The sequence below is a fragment of the Bacillus badius NBRC 15713 genome (assembly GCF_001591605.1).
Classification (GTDB): domain Bacteria; phylum Bacillota; class Bacilli; order Bacillales; family Domibacillaceae; genus Pseudobacillus; species Pseudobacillus badius.
In genome coordinates, this window is the sequence record NZ_BCVF01000005.1 from 136,651 (window position 1) to 150,797 (window position 14,147).

Sequence of the window (14,147 nt, forward strand, 5' to 3'; positions counted from 1 at the left end):
TTCTGATATTATATAGCAAAAAATTTCTTCTCTCAACTTCAGTAAGGTTGCAGTAAGGTAGAAGGCTTACAGTAAAGGTGTGATTTGCATGAAAAAATATACATTCACTTTTAAGGAGGCAATTATGCATGGCTAAACAATCTAATCCAATCAAACATTTCTCACCTACTTTTTGGATGAAAAGCCCAAGGAATACGCCAAAGGGAGATCGACTCGATTTTATCAACCCTGACTGGATGCCATGGACAGACTGGTTAATGCCCGGAACGCAGTTTAAGCTATTGTTTTGTGATCTTGTCTCCGGCAACTTTACCTTGCTTTTAAAAGTCGATCCCGGCACGAAAGCTTCTGTTCATTGGCACCTCCATAATACAGAAGCTTTCATTCTTGAAGGCAGTTTTTATTACGAAGAAGGTGAAGATAAAGGACACCCGGGCTATTATACATGCGAGGCAGCTGGTAATGTTCATGAACCCTTTACCTCTCCTGAAGGCTGCATAATGCTTGCTATTTCTCACGGTCCGATTGGCGGCTATGACGATGATGGTCAACTGGCCGTGATGGCCGATGCCCGGCTTCATTATTACATGGCTAGAGAAAATAACGCATTGAAGCACACAACCATTGTAGACTACACATTTGGAACCACAGAAATGCATGATAACTAACCGCCGATAACTGCTGCCTGGATTTATTTTCGACAGCGTTAAATACTGCAGCAAAAACCGGTGCTCAACTGCAGAGCATCGGCTTTTTTGTGATATATAACATGATTCATGATGAACCGCCATTATATTCTTTGCAAATGGGTGATTTTAAAAGAATCGTAATATTTTAATCCATAGCCTAACAGCCGGTCCATACAGATATGAGCGGTCCAAATAATTGAAATCATTAATAAATACTCGTTTGAAGCATACATATATCCCGCTGCCAAAAGAAGAGGCAGAACAAAGCTGTGCCCCCAATTGTATAGAAGGGCCCCTGTTCGTGTATTCAATAGATAGCCGACCATCGTGATATCCGGAGCCAGCAGCAGAAGGAAAAATAACCACAGCGGAAAACCGAACTGTACATAAACATAAAGACAAGCAGCAAAACCGAGACCATTTTCCAGACGAATAAACGGCTTAATCATCGTTGTTTCCTCTCTCGCGCCTATTGTTAAACAGGTTCAGCACCATTTCTTGGATAACTGCCTCATTTTCTTGATATTTCCCTCCGCTCACCAGCTCTTTCACTGTTTGCAGCGTATTCAGTGCCAGCTGGTAAAATCGAATTTTCTCTTCAAGCGCCATTAACTTTTGGGCAAATAATTCAACCGCTGCCTTATTGCATTCAGCTGATACAGGTTGACCGTTCAACGTGATCAGCTGCTGAATCTCTTTCAAGGTAAACCCTAGCTGTTTCAGCACACTCAGAAGCTGCAGCTGTTTTTCACACTTTTCATCATACTCGCGGTAGCCATTCTCCCGCCTGTTCGGCTGAAGCAGCCCCTCTTTCTCATAATAGCGAATGGTATCCGCCTGCAGTTGATATTTATTCGCAAACTCTTTAATCCGCATCTTCATCCCCCCGCAATAACCATAACATTGGAGTAAACTCCAAGGTCAAGCAGGATGAATATACCTTTTTCACGCGGCTTTCTTGCCTTCAACAAGCAATGGCATACACCCTCCTCTGTTTATAAACTAGTCACGTTATCGATTGATGCAGACTCTCCATTAATGTGCACATCGATCACTTCATGTTCCGGATCTTTCGTTAATTTATACACGTGCTGTTCAATTGCGCCGTTTGGCTGATTAGTCTCTTCTAGCTTGATAGTTATTGTGTCGCCTTGCGCTTCCATATCCGCAGTAGCTTTTCCTTTTGAATGAAAAACAAGGTAAGACCTATTCTCACCGTCATTTATTAATTGAAGTCTATAATCTGAATGGATAGACTGCTGCACGTCACTTGGCACACTTTCGACTTCACTGAAGCTTAACGCGGATGAATAGCAAGCTGTTAGAACAGACAATGCGAACAATAATAAACAGAATAGCTTTTTCAATAGTCGTTTCTCCTTTTGTCTGGATCCATCTCAATGAGCGTTTGCCAAAATATCCTTTCTTTTACTATAACAAAAAAAAGAAATAACCAACCAAATATTCCAATTTAAACCACACAATGACCGGTGCTTTGATCAAATGCAAAAACGTGCGCTAGACCTCCCTTGCCAGTAAAGAAGAATGATACATTCCTAATTTTTAAAAAAATAAGTGATTCTATTTTTATGTGGTGGTAGCATTTGATAGGTAGCGAATAGAAAAAAAAGAAAGGTAGAGGAAAGATGAACATGAAGATTGAGATTCTCCCAAGGTACCGCATGGCCTGCATCCGTCAAGTGGGTCCATACGGCTCCGCCAACGAGCAGACAATGCGAAAACTAAAGGAATGGGCGGCGGCGAAGAACCTGCTTTCCCCAGCCTCCATCGTCCTTGGAGTGTCATATGATGATCCTGAAACTACTCCTCCTGAAAGCTGCCGTTACGATGCAGGCCTGGTTCTTGCGGACAATGAGCCAACAGACGGTTTCGTTGCCGAAAGCGAGCTTCCTGGCGGCAAGTATGCGATTTACCAAGTGAAGCACACAGCGGAGGCCATTCAACAAGCATGGGGCGCCATTTTTGCTGATCTGTCCAACCGCGGTTATCAGATCGACCGTCGCCCCATGTTTGAGAGATATAGGGAACAGATGCTATCCAATCATAATTGTGAAATTTGCGTGCCGCTAAAATAGTGAGCTTTTCTTTTGACTATGGCAACAGCGGCTTCGTACTCATGAACACCCCATTAACTCTTTGATTTTCTCTGCATTTTCTTTGGAAGTGAGCATTTCGAGAAGCATAAAGGCCACCTCCAAGGCTGTGCCGGGATTCGATGAAGTAATCACATGGCCGTCTGCAACAATCCGGTCATGTGAAATTTGAACGCCGTATGACGCCAGCTGTCCCAGCCGTTTGCTTTCCGGATGGCTATAGGTGGTTGCCCGGCGATTATGCAATATGCCGCTGTGGGCGAGAGCCAAGGAAGCTACACAAATGGAGGCAATTGGCTTTTTATGTCTATCGAAATGCTGGATAACAGCTTGGAATGCTTCACTGAAAGCATCCTCATAAAAATTGGCTTCTTCAAATCCGCCCGGAATCGCTAAGGCATCGAACTCATGTAAATCAATTTCTTCCAATAGCTTTTCCGGTGTGACTTTGAAATTCCATGTCGCCTGCAGCTGCGGGCGAAGCCCGGCTGAAATAACCCTTGTCGAGCCATCCCCCTCGAATTGGTTCCAGCCGAGCACATCTGTAAATACACTGGCTTCGTAGGCCTCAAAACCATCAGCCAGCAATAATAAGATCTTTTTCATAGAAAATTCCTCCTCACCTTTTGACTTAAGTGTAATGAATTTTTATTGCCTACTGAATAACATAGAGATCGTATTTCATTGAATTTACTTTTGTTTTTATGGATAATTCATATAAACACTTTATTTAATAAGGAGAAATTATGGATCACATTGATTATGAAATTTTAAAACAGCTTGAGCATAATGCCAAAAGCACCACAAAAGAAATTGCTGCCCATGTGCACTTATCTCCTCCGGCTGCAGCTGAGCGGATTAAAAAATTAGAAGACCAGCAAATTATTACAGGCTATCAAGCGTCATTCGATTTAAAAAAACTCGATCGCCCGATTGTCGCGCTTGTTCTCTTTAAATCAAGTGACTGCAAAAAGCTGGCGCAGTTTTGCTATAACCACCCTGATGTGCTTGAATGCTACCGGGTAGCCGGCGAAATCAGCTATATCGCCAAGGTGGCCACGCAGTCGGTGGAAACGCTGGAACACTTTATCGATCAATCCATGCCGTACGGAACGCCGTCTACAAACATTGTCCTATCTGAACATCAAAACAAAGTTCTATAAAGCGATTTTGACTTTTCACCCTAAAAAAGACCGATTTTCGCTTCCCATGGAAAATCGGTCCCAGCAGCTAACTAATGTCCCATTTGCTAAGGCTTCTCAGCCCGTACCACATTAACACAATGAAGCTCCCAATTAGTAATGTATAAAACAAAGCATAAGATTGAATAGGCGATTCATCTTCTGGCGACATGGCTAGCATGGGCTGTGTCCAAGGATAAATCTGCCCCAGAGGCGTGCTGGCCACAATGATCGCCGGCAATGTAAAAACAATGCTTACAGCTAGCGGCACACCAAAGGTTTTTGCCCTGATAGATATAATCAATTGCAGAACAATCAAAGGCAAGCATGCTAAAATACCTTTCACCATAAATCCCAATAGCATAAAGGTTGGAAAGCTGCCTTCTATTCCTTTCACATAACCAATCACAACAAAAAAAATAAATAAAAGGAACATCGTAACAGTTACCATGCCGATTACTATTAAAAACTTCCCTAAAAAAACAGCTGAATGTTTAATCGGCAAAGTGAAAAGCTGCTTCCACCCACCTCCAACATGCTCCTCCCGACAAATAAAAGCTGCATATATACCGACCAAAATTGGTAATATGAACGGACCCATAAATAGGGCTGCCTGTGTCCATGCCTCTATCCACTCGTTATCTCCAGGCTGCATAAACAAGTCATAATTTTTTAAGAAATTAGTGTAAGCTAACAAGACACCTAATAAGGGCCCTATTATATATAATAACCAGAGCTTGGAACGTTTTAATTTTAACCGCTCAACATACAGGGTATTTTTCAACATTATCTCTCCTTACTGGTTATCCCGTTTAACAAAATGTATAACCCCCATGCACAACAGTGCGATGCCCAGCATTAAATTAATAGCAAGGTAGACCGGCAAATCGGTATTATACCCTATTCCCTCATACTGCAATATTACCGTCGACGATTGAATGGGGTAGGCCAGCGGAAACCACCTGGTCATTTGGACAGCAGCCAAAAATAAACCCATGATTGTACAAATAGCCCCAATAAGTATTGGGAAAGCCTGATTTTTAATGGTCATGGACAACCAAAGTTGAAATGCCGTGAACGGTAATGTTGCAATCAACATACCATAGGAGTCTCCCGCTAATAATCCCAACGGCACGCTCTCTTCAAATTCTAATGCCTTCCCCAAGAGAATCATTCCTATCAAAAAAATGGTAAGGGAAATTAATAAACTCATGGTCAGCCAAATAAATTTGCTCAGATACACTTTACTTCTGGAAACAGGAAAGGCTAAAAGTTGTTTCCACCCATCCGCTTGATGCTCAATATTCGCGATTATCGAAGCAGCTAATGTAGCGGCTAATGGAAACCCAAGGCCAAATAACAAGCTATTGTCGTACAATAGATACATCCACATCGAACCGGCATGGAACAGTTCAGCTTGTTTGTCCACAAGCTCAGCACGATAAGTAAAATTCACTAACTCATATGTCAGGATCAGAATTGGAATCAACAAGACGATAATCAATATTGATGAACGTTTTAACTTTAATTGATCCGCCCGTAATATCTCTTTCATAAGCTTCCCTCTGCACTAGTTAATTCCAGGAAAATATCTTCAAGCGAGCGTTTTACTTCTTCAAGCCGGTATACAGATAGTCCTGATTGAACTAGAATGGAATTGATTTCTGAGACAAACGCCGGCTCTGTTCGGTCAAACCATAAAAATTCTTTTTCCCCGCCCGTCGTGATTCCTTTTCCTTGCAAAATAGCTTTAGCTTCCATTACATCGCTAACTCCGACTTTTAACAAAGGTTTGTGTCTTTGTCTTAATTGTTCAATAGAGTCCTGAAAAATCATTTTCCCATTATGAATAACTCCTACCTGAGTAGCCATCTGATCAATTTCACTTAACAGATGACTGGATACAAGGACACTCATCCCAGACTGTGGCAGCCCCTTAATCAGCTCTCTTATTTCTTGAATTCCTGATGGGTCCAAACCATTTGTCGGTTCATCTAAAATGAGTAAGTCCGGTCGACTCAATAAAGCTGTAGCTATCCCCAGACGTTGCTTCATCCCAAGTGAATATTCTTTTGTTAAACGGTGGGCGGCCTTAGTTAACCTTACAATGCTTAATACTTCGTCAACACGTTGTTCCGGAAGACTCCTTAACCGGCGAACCACCTCTAAATTCTCCCGCCCGGTTAAGTTTCCATAATAAGTTGGAGATTCAACCAGTGACCCGATACGCTCCAAGATTGACAGTCTGTTTTCCTTCAGGCTTTTCCCAAAGAGTTCAATCCTTCCCTTTGTCGGCTGGATTAAACCTAGCAGCATGCGGATCGTTGTCGTCTTTCCAGCTCCATTCGGTCCAAGAAAACCGTAAATTTGGCCGCGTTCAATCCGCAAGTTTAGCCCCTCTACAGACGTATGCTTCTTATACTTTTTAGTCAAATCATTCGTTACTACTATTTGATCATCCATCTGTTCCTCACCTCACTTCTAGCGTAAGCGATACAGATTAAACGCGAGCGAAATTCCCCTTAAATATTTGCTTAACCGCTTGCTGCAACTCGTTCCTCAGGTTAGACGACATCCTGGGAATATCAAAGGCTGGCAAAAAAACAGTCTATTCAGAAAGTTTAACAGGGTATTAATTCTTTTCTCCACAACTTTTTTCACTTTTATTTCAAGTAAAATAATAGTTAAGAGAAAAAGGAGGAGCATATATGACTTTCAAACTTGAAGATCATAAAATCCTGATGGTAGACGATGACCAACATATTTTAGATTTATTAATAACAGTTTTTAAAAAAGAAGGTTTTCAACACATCCTAACCGCTACTACCGGAGCAGAGGCGCTGTTTATTACAACACAAAATAATCCGCACATTATATTGTTAGATGTAATGTTGCCTGATACAGATGGCTTTACTCTGTGCAATAAAATCCGTTCAGAGACGGATGTGCCTGTACTTTTTCTTACCGCCAAAACTACCGATTTAGATAAATTGCAGGGGTTTAGTTTTGGAGGCGATGATTACATTACAAAGCCCTTTAACCCATTAGAAGTTGTTGCTCGTGTCAAAGCGCAATTGAAACGTGCGATGCCCCTTTCATCACGGCTCTCCAAGAAACAAGTATACGATTTCGGCTCCTTTAGTATCGACCCTAATACCGGGAAACTTGTTGTGGAGGGAAAAAGAATAGATTGTCCCACTCAGGAAATGAAATTGCTGCTTTACTTTTGTGAGCACCCTAACCAAATTTTAAGCAAACACCAAATTTTTAAGGATGTATGGGGTGAATTATATGGAGGCGACAGTACAGTGATGGTGCATATAAGACGTCTTCGGGAAAAAATAGAAGAAGATCCAAGCAGACCCAAATGGATAAAAACCGTTCGGGGCTTAGGATATCTGTTTGAAGTATCCAATGAGGGCTTATTGTGAAATTAAGAAACCGCGTCGCCTATTATTTCGTATCACGGCTTTTCTGGTTAATGCTTCTATGGAGCTCGCTGATTGTTATCAATATTATTCTATTCAACTTCTTTTTTGGGCATAACAGAATAGAAAGTCCTCAAATATCGATTAACCAAATTGCGGAACAGACGACACTCGTTTATCAGAAACCCTCAGTCAATTCGAAGATACAAGAGAGTTTAGTAAAGAATAAGATGTGGCTGCAAATATTAGATGAACAGGGAAATGAAGTGTTTTCCTTCAATAAGCCCCAAGATATTCCCAGTCATTATGGTCCTGGAGAACTAGTATCTGATTACTTGTATCCTGCCAAAAAAGGTTATCAATTATCTACATGGTACAAAGCAACCGGTGATGCGGAGTTAACTTGGGTATTAGGAAAACCAATGACGGATAAGAGTCCCGTTTTGTATTGGATGAACGTCTTATGGGTACTTTTCATGATCCTAATAGGGATTCTAATCGCTGTATTTTTTGGAAGGCAATTAGGTGCTCCTTTGCTCTATATTGTATCTTGGATAGACAATCTAGCTAAAGGAAAGTACACAGAACCTTTTTATTATCAGAACTTCCATCTTCAACGGCGCTGGCGAAATAAAGCTGAATATCAAACATATCAAGAATTAATGCAGGCTCTTTCTGAGCTGACATCCATTCTTCAAAGAAATACAGACGAACGAGAACTGTTAGAAAAGACAAGAGAAGAATGGATGACGGGTGTCTCGCACGATCTTAAAACACCTTTGTCGGTCATCAAGGGATATACGGTGCTACTCTCTTCACCTGAGTATCAATGGGAACAGAAGGATATTCGCCACTTTTCCAAAATTATGGAGGAACGTGTGAGCTATATGGAGGAGCTGATCGAAGACTTTAACTTAACGTTTCAACTGAAAAATGAAGCAGTCCCATTAAAACTTGAACAAAAGAACCTCGTCATATTATTAAAAGATGCGCTTGAGCAGCTCAACAAGCTGCCAGAAGCCAAAAACAAAATGTTTTCATTGGAAACAACTGATTCCAAGGTAACTCTTGATATGGATTCGAGGTACTTGAGACGGGCATTTGAAAACTTGCTTTCCAACAGCATAAAACATAACCCTCCTGGAACAAGAATCAAAGTTTTAATTCATAAAAATTTATCCTCACCAAAATACATTCGCGTTTTAATTGAGGATGATGGGATAGGTATGGATCAAGAAACAGCAGATCATTTATTCGATCGGTATTATCGGGGGACTAGCACATCTTCCAGTACTCCCGGAACCGGATTAGGAATGGCAATTGCCAAACAAATTATTATCAACCATGGAGGGGAGATGACTATTTGCAGTAAACCTCAATTAGGAACCCAATATATTATTACCTTTCCGCTCCAAAGACCTATAAAAAAATCTAAGGATTCTCTCGAATAAAGCCTCAGCTTCGCTGTTATTTATTTAGGTTGCCAATCATAAATGATAAGATAAGAACCCTTGAGAAAACAGTCGAATGCCATCTTTCCTAGAGATGGCATTCGACTGTTAAATCAACACATTGCTTGTTCAAAGCTTTTGTTTTTGAATCACTTCATCCGCATATTGGTACATGCTCTGATAGTTAGCGGGTTCTTGAATGATCATTTGAAAAGCCACATATAAGGGCATGAATGTTTCTTTCGTTTTTCGACTATAGAGTAATTCTTGATAGGTATATACATCGTAGAAACGGCTATGGGACTCTAATTCTTCCTCACTGAGAACAAGAATTAAATCAACATACTCATACCAATCGTATAATGAACCTGTTTTTCTGCGAATGACCTCGCCCACATAGGTGCCGACTCGGGAGGAATAGGTCATAACAAAGCGCTTATAATATTCTGTAGATACGATGTGTTGGATAAACTCATCAATAAGTTTTAAACTTTCTAGTGAAAAATCTAATTGATCTGCATTGATATTTTCACGCTCCCATTCATCTTCCGAGGGATCAAGAAAAAATACCTCTACTATTGCTTCTGCTTCACTATTCTTTTTCTGGAAGCGCAGTAATTTATCCCATATCATATTTTAACCCTCCTATTTATGGCGGTTCTTGAGCTGACGAGAGCTTACTTCTTAAGCATCTGCTAGAGAATGAAAGCACCGGTGACATTCAACGTTATGGATGGACCAGTTGCATGCAAAAACACCTGGCTGGCAAAGGGATGACGATGCGGGCAATTGGCTTACTAGGGTGTTTTATGCGGGGCAAGCTGTACTGCAGGAGTGCCAGCAACTATTGGAACTCCTTGATAGGCTTATGTAAACACAGCTGGTATTATTGGGGTTAATTCATTGGCGGATTGCTTGGAGAAGTGCTAGATAAAGGATACATGCTTATGCTCAATAGGAATACATTAAGCCGCTTATCTTTTATTATAGGCGGCCTTCCTGCTGCTGTGAAACTTATCCCTCTACTTCCGTTCCATGACGCGCGCTGCATGTCAGACAAGCGGCGCTCCGCTCATTTCCTCGTTATGGCTTGAGGACACTGTAATCCTCATCGTTATCGTACCAATCCTGGTCCTCTTTATTTTCGCGGTCCAACAAAAGTGTGCCGTTTGCATCGGACTTCAGCTTTCGCGGCTTAAAGCCGCTTTTTTTATTTAGGTTTCTCAGTTCTGCCATCAATTCATGAACAGACATCTCTTCATAGGGTTTTTTCCCACGCAGCAAATCGATCAGCTCCTTTAAAGTTCATGTGTCATTATCTTAACATGAATCACCCAAAATATACCATATTATAAACGATGACCTACCGCTCAAAATCAGAAAAAATCATCTCCAAAAAGCTGGATAATTTCGGTTGTTGCATAGGTTATTAATGAATAAAGCGATAACGACAATAACAACGGACCCGATGAGCACTGGTGTCATTAAGTAGCTCCAGCTGTTTGCCCCTAAAATAACCACATTCGGATCGGCCCCTGCCGGAGGATGCGTGGTTTTGTCAGCATCATCAGGGCAATCGCCAGCCCTACTGCCAAGGCAATGGCCCAGGGTTCATTCCCAAACAAGTGATAGATGGACAGGCCAATGAAACTGGAGATAAAATGACCGCCAATGATATTGCGCGGCTGAGATAATGGAGCATTCCAGACGCCAAAGACCAGTACACAACTCGCCCCAAATGTGAATCGGTGACTTTCCCTTCACTATAAGAAGACCCCTTTAGATACTCTTATCCAAAGGGGCAAAACAGCGTAATATTCTCAAATACCGCGCTGTAATTGTTTCAGATTCACCTTACTCATCGCAAGCCGCCCATTGCCTGTACTGTTACTTTGAGCGACTAAAGGGTCTTCATCATATTTATATTGGTAATTTCATACCCTAATTTTTCATATAGCTCCCGTGCAATTTTGTTATGCCCAAAAACATGAAGACCAATTTTATTCATTCCCAATTCTTTAGCAATCATTTCAATTTCCTTCATTGCTTGCTTGCCGTATCCTTGTCCTTGATGCGGCTCATAGATTTTAAAATCAAAAATAAAGCCTTCGTCTGATTTTGCAGGTGATGTCTGGGCAATCCAAATCATTCCGACTAATTGCTGATCTTGAAAAATAGAGTACAAGTAATTAAGCGCTGTTTTCTCATCCTGAGGCAACAGTTTAGAAAATTCTTTCTTAGACAGATGAATGGCTTCCTCTTCCCTCCAGTTTCCTGAAATAACTTTGTTTTTGGCATAGTTCGCAATGGCATTAGAACTGTATAATTGAAACTCTTCTTTATTCATCGGTTTTAATGTAATCACTTAATCCCTCCTGATTAAAAAAACTATTAGATCAATTTATATAAACCGTATATAGCGATGCAGGCTATCGCTAACAGGTAAAATGAGCCTACCCCTCTGAATTTATCATCATTATATAATAATTCAGAAAATATTTCGAATAGATAAAGCACAGCATACGATGATTTAAGCATGCTGTGCTTTCGTGAGAGAAATCTTCCTATTTATTGTTTTTTCTTGCTTTCGCTCGTTGATCTGCAGCTTTGGAACGTTCTTGAGCAACTAGATCATCCCGATCAGCAAGCTCTTGTGAGAATTCAACATCCCGGCCATCCGATTGAAAAGCTCCGGCTGTATTCGTAAGCTGATCATTCTCTTCATTATTTCTGCCTTGTAACATGTTAAAAACCTCCAATGGGAATGTCGTACTCCTATAGAGTGTGTAATTTTAATCTACTCCATTCGTTTTTTGCTTGCGATTAATAATGAATAACTGATCATTCTCTACAATATGCTTTTATAATTTAAATAGAGTTTTTTGTAATAATTGTATAAAATTATCAAAAGGAGGATCGATTTTATGGTTTATCATTCAAAGCCTGATGTCTTTTCTATAGTGTCTATCTTCTTATTGATCTGGATAATGGGTGTTGTATCCTTGGTTCCCTTCATCACATCATTTGCTATTGGAATGATTATGTCTGCCATTTTTGTGATTTCTGCCATTTTTATATGGTGGTACACAGTTTCTATTCAGTATGTTTTTTGCGAGGATGATCTATTAATTAAAGGTGGACCTTTCCAAAATAAAATACCTTATGAAAGTATACGAAGGGTGGCTCCAACGTCAGATAAGCTGACTGGGTATCGAATTTCAGCAGCTGATAAGGGACTTGAATTGTTTTATCAACGAGATGTTCATGGCCGTATAAAAATTTTGCCAAAAGATAAAATGCAGTTTATCGACGAGTTGAAAAAACGCTGTCCTAATGTGCCGCTCCCGCCTAATCAAACATTCGAATAATTCGTTGATCAGCCTAACGGAAAAGAACCTTACTTTTAGTTTTTCTCAACTTCTTTTATTCTGTTCATTATTGTATAATCACCTTTAATAAATGCAATGAAGAGAAGAGTAAGTGTGTTCAAGCATAACAGAGAACTCCTGTCGCTGAAAATGGAGGATGTAAAGGCACACCGAATCAAGTCTTGGAGCAGCGCATAGGATATTTCGATCCAGAGATTGATGATGTGACGGTTTCTCCCGTTATAGAGATAGAGTATACACATGGCAATTGGGTTTTGTCGTACTCGAAAAGGTTTCTGTGGCAACACAGAAATAAACTGGGGTGGTACCGCGAACTTCTAAATATAAGGAGTCTCGTCCCCAAGGACCATATCCTTGGAGGTGAGACTTTTTTATCGTTTGCAAACCTTATATTTAGGAGGGATAAGATGAAATGGAAAAACCCCCTTTTACTTTTAGTTGGAATCGGAATATCGAATGTCGGGGCATGGGTTTATTTGATTGCTTTAAACTTAATTATATTAGATATGACAGGTTCACCTTTGGCCGTATCCATACTATATATTCTTTTGCCTCTCGCAGCCCTATTTACAAATGTTTGGTCCGGCACTTTTATTGATCGATTAAATGCAAGAAACCTAATGATTTTTCTGGACTTCATTAGAGCGTTATTCATCTTCACATTGCCATTTCTAGATTCTCTTTTCCTGATTTACTTCGTGGTCTTTATCATTAATATAGCTAGCTCTATATTTGAGCCGGCTTCAATGGTCTACATGACGAAGTTAATTTCCAAAACGGATCGACAAAGATTCAATGCAATGAGGAACTTCATTCATTCCTGCGGGTTTATACTAGGGCCTTCTATTGCAGGCTTCCTTTTTATTATTGGTTCTCCTTACCTGGCTATTCAGATGAATTCGATTGCGCTATTTTTATCAGCAATAGTCCTTCTGCTCCTTCCAAATGCAGAGATCCAGAAAGGAAGGATCCTATCAGAAAAAATGAAGCTATCACTCATTTATAACGACTGGAAAAGTATCCTTAAATTTAGTCGCACAAATATGCATGTGACCTTAGTTTATCTTCTATTTAGCGTAATGACAGTGTTTATGACTGCCCTAGATTCTTTGGAGGCTGCATTTGCCACAGAAGTTCTATCTTTATCTGAAAGTACCTACGGCTTTCTTGTTAGTATTGCAGGCGTTGGCATAATTGGCGGTTCATTAGTAAATGCTGTATTCGCCAATCACTTAAAACTAACTACTTTAATCGGACTTGGCGCGTTCTTCACTCCTATTGGCTATATCATTTTTGCTTTTTCAAATGATTTCATCGGGGCATCTATTGGATTCTTCACTTTAACGTTTTTCTTATCATTCGCTAATACAGGCTTTTTAACTTTCTATCAAAACAATGTACCCGTAGATATTATGGGTAGATTCTCCAGTATCTTAGGGATTTTGGAGGCTTGTTTAATAATAGTATGTACAGTCACCATCGGATTATCTGCGGAACTGTTTGACATTCGTCCAATCTATATCATAGGCTCCTTTGCTTTTTTACTATTGGGATTAATGATTAATTTTGTTATATCCGATAGGTCGAAAAGAAGTTATTATGAACGAGGATAAAAACAGATTGTAGCACGAAGAAAGAGGCCGGCCTGTTGTTATGTCAGAGACTGATTAGACGGCCCCTTTTTTTCGTTTTAGCTAAGTATGAGGCTTTTATAAAAAAGTTTGATTGTTCCAGCGCTCAGTTATGGAAGAAATGTGTTTTATTATTCATTCTTATTCAAATGATAGATGAGTTGCACAACGCCAGAGGAGAACGTTCTTGCGTTAACCATTTTTAAATGCACTCTCTGATTAATATCAATAAACATCGGTTTTCCTTCTCCTAAAATAACAGGA

At 40.2% G+C, this 14,147-nt stretch carries 18 protein-coding genes, 2 pseudogenes and 1 other annotated feature; of the genes and pseudogenes, 7 read left to right on the forward strand and 13 right to left on the reverse strand.

Annotated features, from left to right (window positions below; all coding sequences use genetic code 11):
* Window positions 1-128 precede the first annotated feature (128 nt).
* Window positions 129-668, forward strand: coding sequence for a 2,4'-dihydroxyacetophenone dioxygenase family protein (locus BBA02S_RS04435; RefSeq protein WP_041100441.1), 540 nt, complete (start codon window positions 129-131; stop codon window positions 666-668).
* Window positions 669-790: 122 nt separating this feature from the next.
* On the opposite strand, the gene BBA02S_RS04440 is transcribed toward BBA02S_RS04435, so the two are convergent.
* The 3 genes from BBA02S_RS04440 to BBA02S_RS04450 all read right to left on the reverse strand — a co-directional run bounded on the left by BBA02S_RS04440 (window position 791) and on the right by BBA02S_RS04450 (window position 2,056).
* Window positions 791-1,138, reverse strand: coding sequence for a DUF4260 domain-containing protein (locus BBA02S_RS04440; protein ID WP_041100440.1), 348 nt, complete (start codon window positions 1,136-1,138; stop codon window positions 791-793).
* Entirely contained in the window at window positions 1,131-1,565 is a 435-nt protein-coding gene (locus BBA02S_RS04445; protein WP_041100438.1) for a MerR family transcriptional regulator, read from the reverse strand. The genes BBA02S_RS04440 and BBA02S_RS04445 overlap by 8 nt, the downstream gene beginning before the upstream one ends.
* 119 nt (window positions 1,566-1,684) lie before the next feature.
* Complete coding sequence (locus BBA02S_RS04450; RefSeq protein WP_041100436.1) at window positions 1,685-2,056, reverse strand: hypothetical protein; 372 nt, start codon at window positions 2,054-2,056, stop codon at window positions 1,685-1,687.
* A gap of 285 nt (window positions 2,057-2,341) precedes the next feature.
* Here BBA02S_RS04450 and BBA02S_RS04455 point away from each other — a divergent pair, with 285 nt between their 5' ends.
* A complete protein-coding gene (locus BBA02S_RS04455; protein ID WP_306305164.1) occupies window positions 2,342-2,785 on the forward strand; it encodes an AraC family transcriptional regulator in 444 nt (147 codons plus the stop codon).
* Between the two features lie 39 nt (window positions 2,786-2,824).
* Here the strand turns inward: BBA02S_RS04455 and BBA02S_RS04460 are convergent, their stop codons facing one another.
* A complete protein-coding gene (locus tag BBA02S_RS04460) occupies window positions 2,825-3,409 on the reverse strand; it encodes a DJ-1/PfpI family protein (protein WP_041100431.1) in 585 nt (194 codons plus the stop codon).
* Window positions 3,410-3,549: 140 nt separating this feature from the next.
* Here BBA02S_RS04460 and BBA02S_RS04465 point away from each other — a divergent pair, with 140 nt between their 5' ends.
* Window positions 3,550-3,966 (forward strand): Lrp/AsnC family transcriptional regulator, encoded by a 417-nt coding sequence (locus BBA02S_RS04465; protein WP_041100429.1) that lies wholly within the window; start codon window positions 3,550-3,552, stop codon window positions 3,964-3,966.
* Between the two features lie 67 nt (window positions 3,967-4,033).
* On the opposite strand, the gene BBA02S_RS04470 is transcribed toward BBA02S_RS04465, so the two are convergent.
* Genes BBA02S_RS04470 through BBA02S_RS04480 form a run of 3 tightly spaced genes read right to left on the reverse strand, consistent with a single transcriptional unit; the run spans window position 4,034 to window position 6,447 of the window.
* Window positions 4,034-4,771 (reverse strand): ABC transporter permease, encoded by a 738-nt coding sequence (locus BBA02S_RS04470; RefSeq protein WP_231557192.1) that lies wholly within the window; start codon window positions 4,769-4,771, stop codon window positions 4,034-4,036.
* A 9-nt stretch (window positions 4,772-4,780) separates the two neighbouring features.
* Window positions 4,781-5,539 (reverse strand): ABC transporter permease, encoded by a 759-nt coding sequence (locus tag BBA02S_RS04475; RefSeq protein ID WP_041100427.1) that lies wholly within the window; start codon window positions 5,537-5,539, stop codon window positions 4,781-4,783.
* Complete coding sequence (locus BBA02S_RS04480; RefSeq protein ID WP_041100426.1) at window positions 5,536-6,447, reverse strand: ABC transporter ATP-binding protein; 912 nt, start codon at window positions 6,445-6,447, stop codon at window positions 5,536-5,538. Before BBA02S_RS04480 ends, BBA02S_RS04475 begins: the two co-directional genes overlap by 4 nt.
* Before the next feature lie 245 nt (window positions 6,448-6,692).
* Between BBA02S_RS04480 and BBA02S_RS04485 the strand changes: the two genes are divergently transcribed.
* Complete coding sequence (locus BBA02S_RS04485) at window positions 6,693-7,415, forward strand: response regulator transcription factor (RefSeq protein ID WP_041100423.1); 723 nt, start codon at window positions 6,693-6,695, stop codon at window positions 7,413-7,415.
* Window positions 7,412-8,863, forward strand: coding sequence for a sensor histidine kinase (locus BBA02S_RS04490; RefSeq protein ID WP_052475287.1), 1,452 nt, complete (start codon window positions 7,412-7,414; stop codon window positions 8,861-8,863). Before BBA02S_RS04485 ends, BBA02S_RS04490 begins: the two co-directional genes overlap by 4 nt.
* A 129-nt stretch (window positions 8,864-8,992) precedes the next feature.
* Here the strand turns inward: BBA02S_RS04490 and BBA02S_RS04495 are convergent, their stop codons facing one another.
* The 5 genes and pseudogenes from BBA02S_RS04495 to BBA02S_RS04510 all read right to left on the reverse strand — a co-directional run bounded on the left by BBA02S_RS04495 (window position 8,993) and on the right by BBA02S_RS04510 (window position 11,607).
* Window positions 8,993-9,496, reverse strand: a complete 504-nt coding sequence (locus BBA02S_RS04495) for a hypothetical protein (RefSeq protein WP_041113924.1) — start codon at window positions 9,494-9,496, stop codon at window positions 8,993-8,995.
* A 450-nt stretch (window positions 9,497-9,946) separates the two neighbouring features.
* Window positions 9,947-10,147 carry a hypothetical protein gene (locus BBA02S_RS04500; protein WP_041100419.1) on the reverse strand — a complete coding sequence of 67 codons (201 nt, stop codon included), beginning with the start codon at window positions 10,145-10,147 and terminating at the stop codon, window positions 9,947-9,949.
* 102 nt (window positions 10,148-10,249) lie between these two features.
* Window positions 10,250-10,602, reverse strand: a pseudogene (locus BBA02S_RS20165) (HPP family protein); the annotation flags it as partial.
* A 161-nt stretch (window positions 10,603-10,763) separates the two neighbouring features.
* Entirely contained in the window at window positions 10,764-11,228 is a 465-nt protein-coding gene (locus tag BBA02S_RS04505; protein ID WP_041113925.1) for a GNAT family N-acetyltransferase, read from the reverse strand.
* Window positions 11,229-11,427: 199 nt separating this feature from the next.
* Entirely contained in the window at window positions 11,428-11,607 is a 180-nt protein-coding gene (locus tag BBA02S_RS04510) for a YfhD family protein (RefSeq protein ID WP_041100415.1), read from the reverse strand.
* Window positions 11,608-11,787: 180 nt separating this feature from the next.
* Here BBA02S_RS04510 and BBA02S_RS04515 point away from each other — a divergent pair, with 180 nt between their 5' ends.
* Window positions 11,788-12,231 (forward strand): PH domain-containing protein, encoded by a 444-nt coding sequence (locus tag BBA02S_RS04515; protein WP_041100413.1) that lies wholly within the window; start codon window positions 11,788-11,790, stop codon window positions 12,229-12,231.
* Between the two features lie 87 nt (window positions 12,232-12,318).
* Window positions 12,319-12,596: a binding site (T-box leader), on the forward strand.
* 63 nt (window positions 12,597-12,659) lie between these two features.
* On the forward strand, window positions 12,660-13,865 hold the full coding sequence (locus tag BBA02S_RS04520) for an MFS transporter (RefSeq protein WP_041100745.1): 1,206 nt from the start codon (window positions 12,660-12,662) through the stop codon (window positions 13,863-13,865).
* 149 nt (window positions 13,866-14,014) lie between these two features.
* Here BBA02S_RS04520 and BBA02S_RS20540 read toward each other — a convergent pair.
* Window positions 14,015-14,147, reverse strand: a pseudogene (locus BBA02S_RS20540) (dihydrofolate reductase family protein); the annotation flags it as partial.

What these genes read in the sequence shown, in the direction of transcription:
- BBA02S_RS04435 (WP_041100441.1), top strand. Translation starts at nt 129, where the DNA reads ATGGCTAAACAATCTAATCCAATCAAACATTTCTCACCTACTTTTTGG.
- BBA02S_RS04440 (WP_041100440.1), bottom strand. Translation starts at nt 1,138, where the DNA reads ATGATTAAGCCGTTTATTCGTCTGGAAAATGGTCTCGGTTTTGCTGCT.
- BBA02S_RS04445 (WP_041100438.1), bottom strand. Translation starts at nt 1,565, where the DNA reads ATGCGGATTAAAGAGTTTGCGAATAAATATCAACTGCAGGCGGATACC.
- BBA02S_RS04455 (WP_306305164.1), top strand. Translation starts at nt 2,342, where the DNA reads ATGAAGATTGAGATTCTCCCAAGGTACCGCATGGCCTGCATCCGTCAA.
- BBA02S_RS04460 (WP_041100431.1), bottom strand. Translation starts at nt 3,409, where the DNA reads ATGAAAAAGATCTTATTATTGCTGGCTGATGGTTTTGAGGCCTACGAA.
- BBA02S_RS04465 (WP_041100429.1), top strand. Translation starts at nt 3,550, where the DNA reads ATGGATCACATTGATTATGAAATTTTAAAACAGCTTGAGCATAATGCC.
- BBA02S_RS04470 (WP_231557192.1), bottom strand. Translation starts at nt 4,771, where the DNA reads ATGTTGAAAAATACCCTGTATGTTGAGCGGTTAAAATTAAAACGTTCC.
- BBA02S_RS04475 (WP_041100427.1), bottom strand. Translation starts at nt 5,539, where the DNA reads ATGAAAGAGATATTACGGGCGGATCAATTAAAGTTAAAACGTTCATCA.
- BBA02S_RS04480 (WP_041100426.1), bottom strand. Translation starts at nt 6,447, where the DNA reads ATGGATGATCAAATAGTAGTAACGAATGATTTGACTAAAAAGTATAAG.
- BBA02S_RS04485 (WP_041100423.1), top strand. Translation starts at nt 6,693, where the DNA reads ATGACTTTCAAACTTGAAGATCATAAAATCCTGATGGTAGACGATGAC.
- BBA02S_RS04495 (WP_041113924.1), bottom strand. Translation starts at nt 9,496, where the DNA reads ATGATATGGGATAAATTACTGCGCTTCCAGAAAAAGAATAGTGAAGCA.
- BBA02S_RS04510 (WP_041100415.1), bottom strand. Translation starts at nt 11,607, where the DNA reads ATGTTACAAGGCAGAAATAATGAAGAGAATGATCAGCTTACGAATACA.
- BBA02S_RS04515 (WP_041100413.1), top strand. Translation starts at nt 11,788, where the DNA reads ATGGTTTATCATTCAAAGCCTGATGTCTTTTCTATAGTGTCTATCTTC.
- BBA02S_RS04520 (WP_041100745.1), top strand. Translation starts at nt 12,660, where the DNA reads ATGAAATGGAAAAACCCCCTTTTACTTTTAGTTGGAATCGGAATATCG.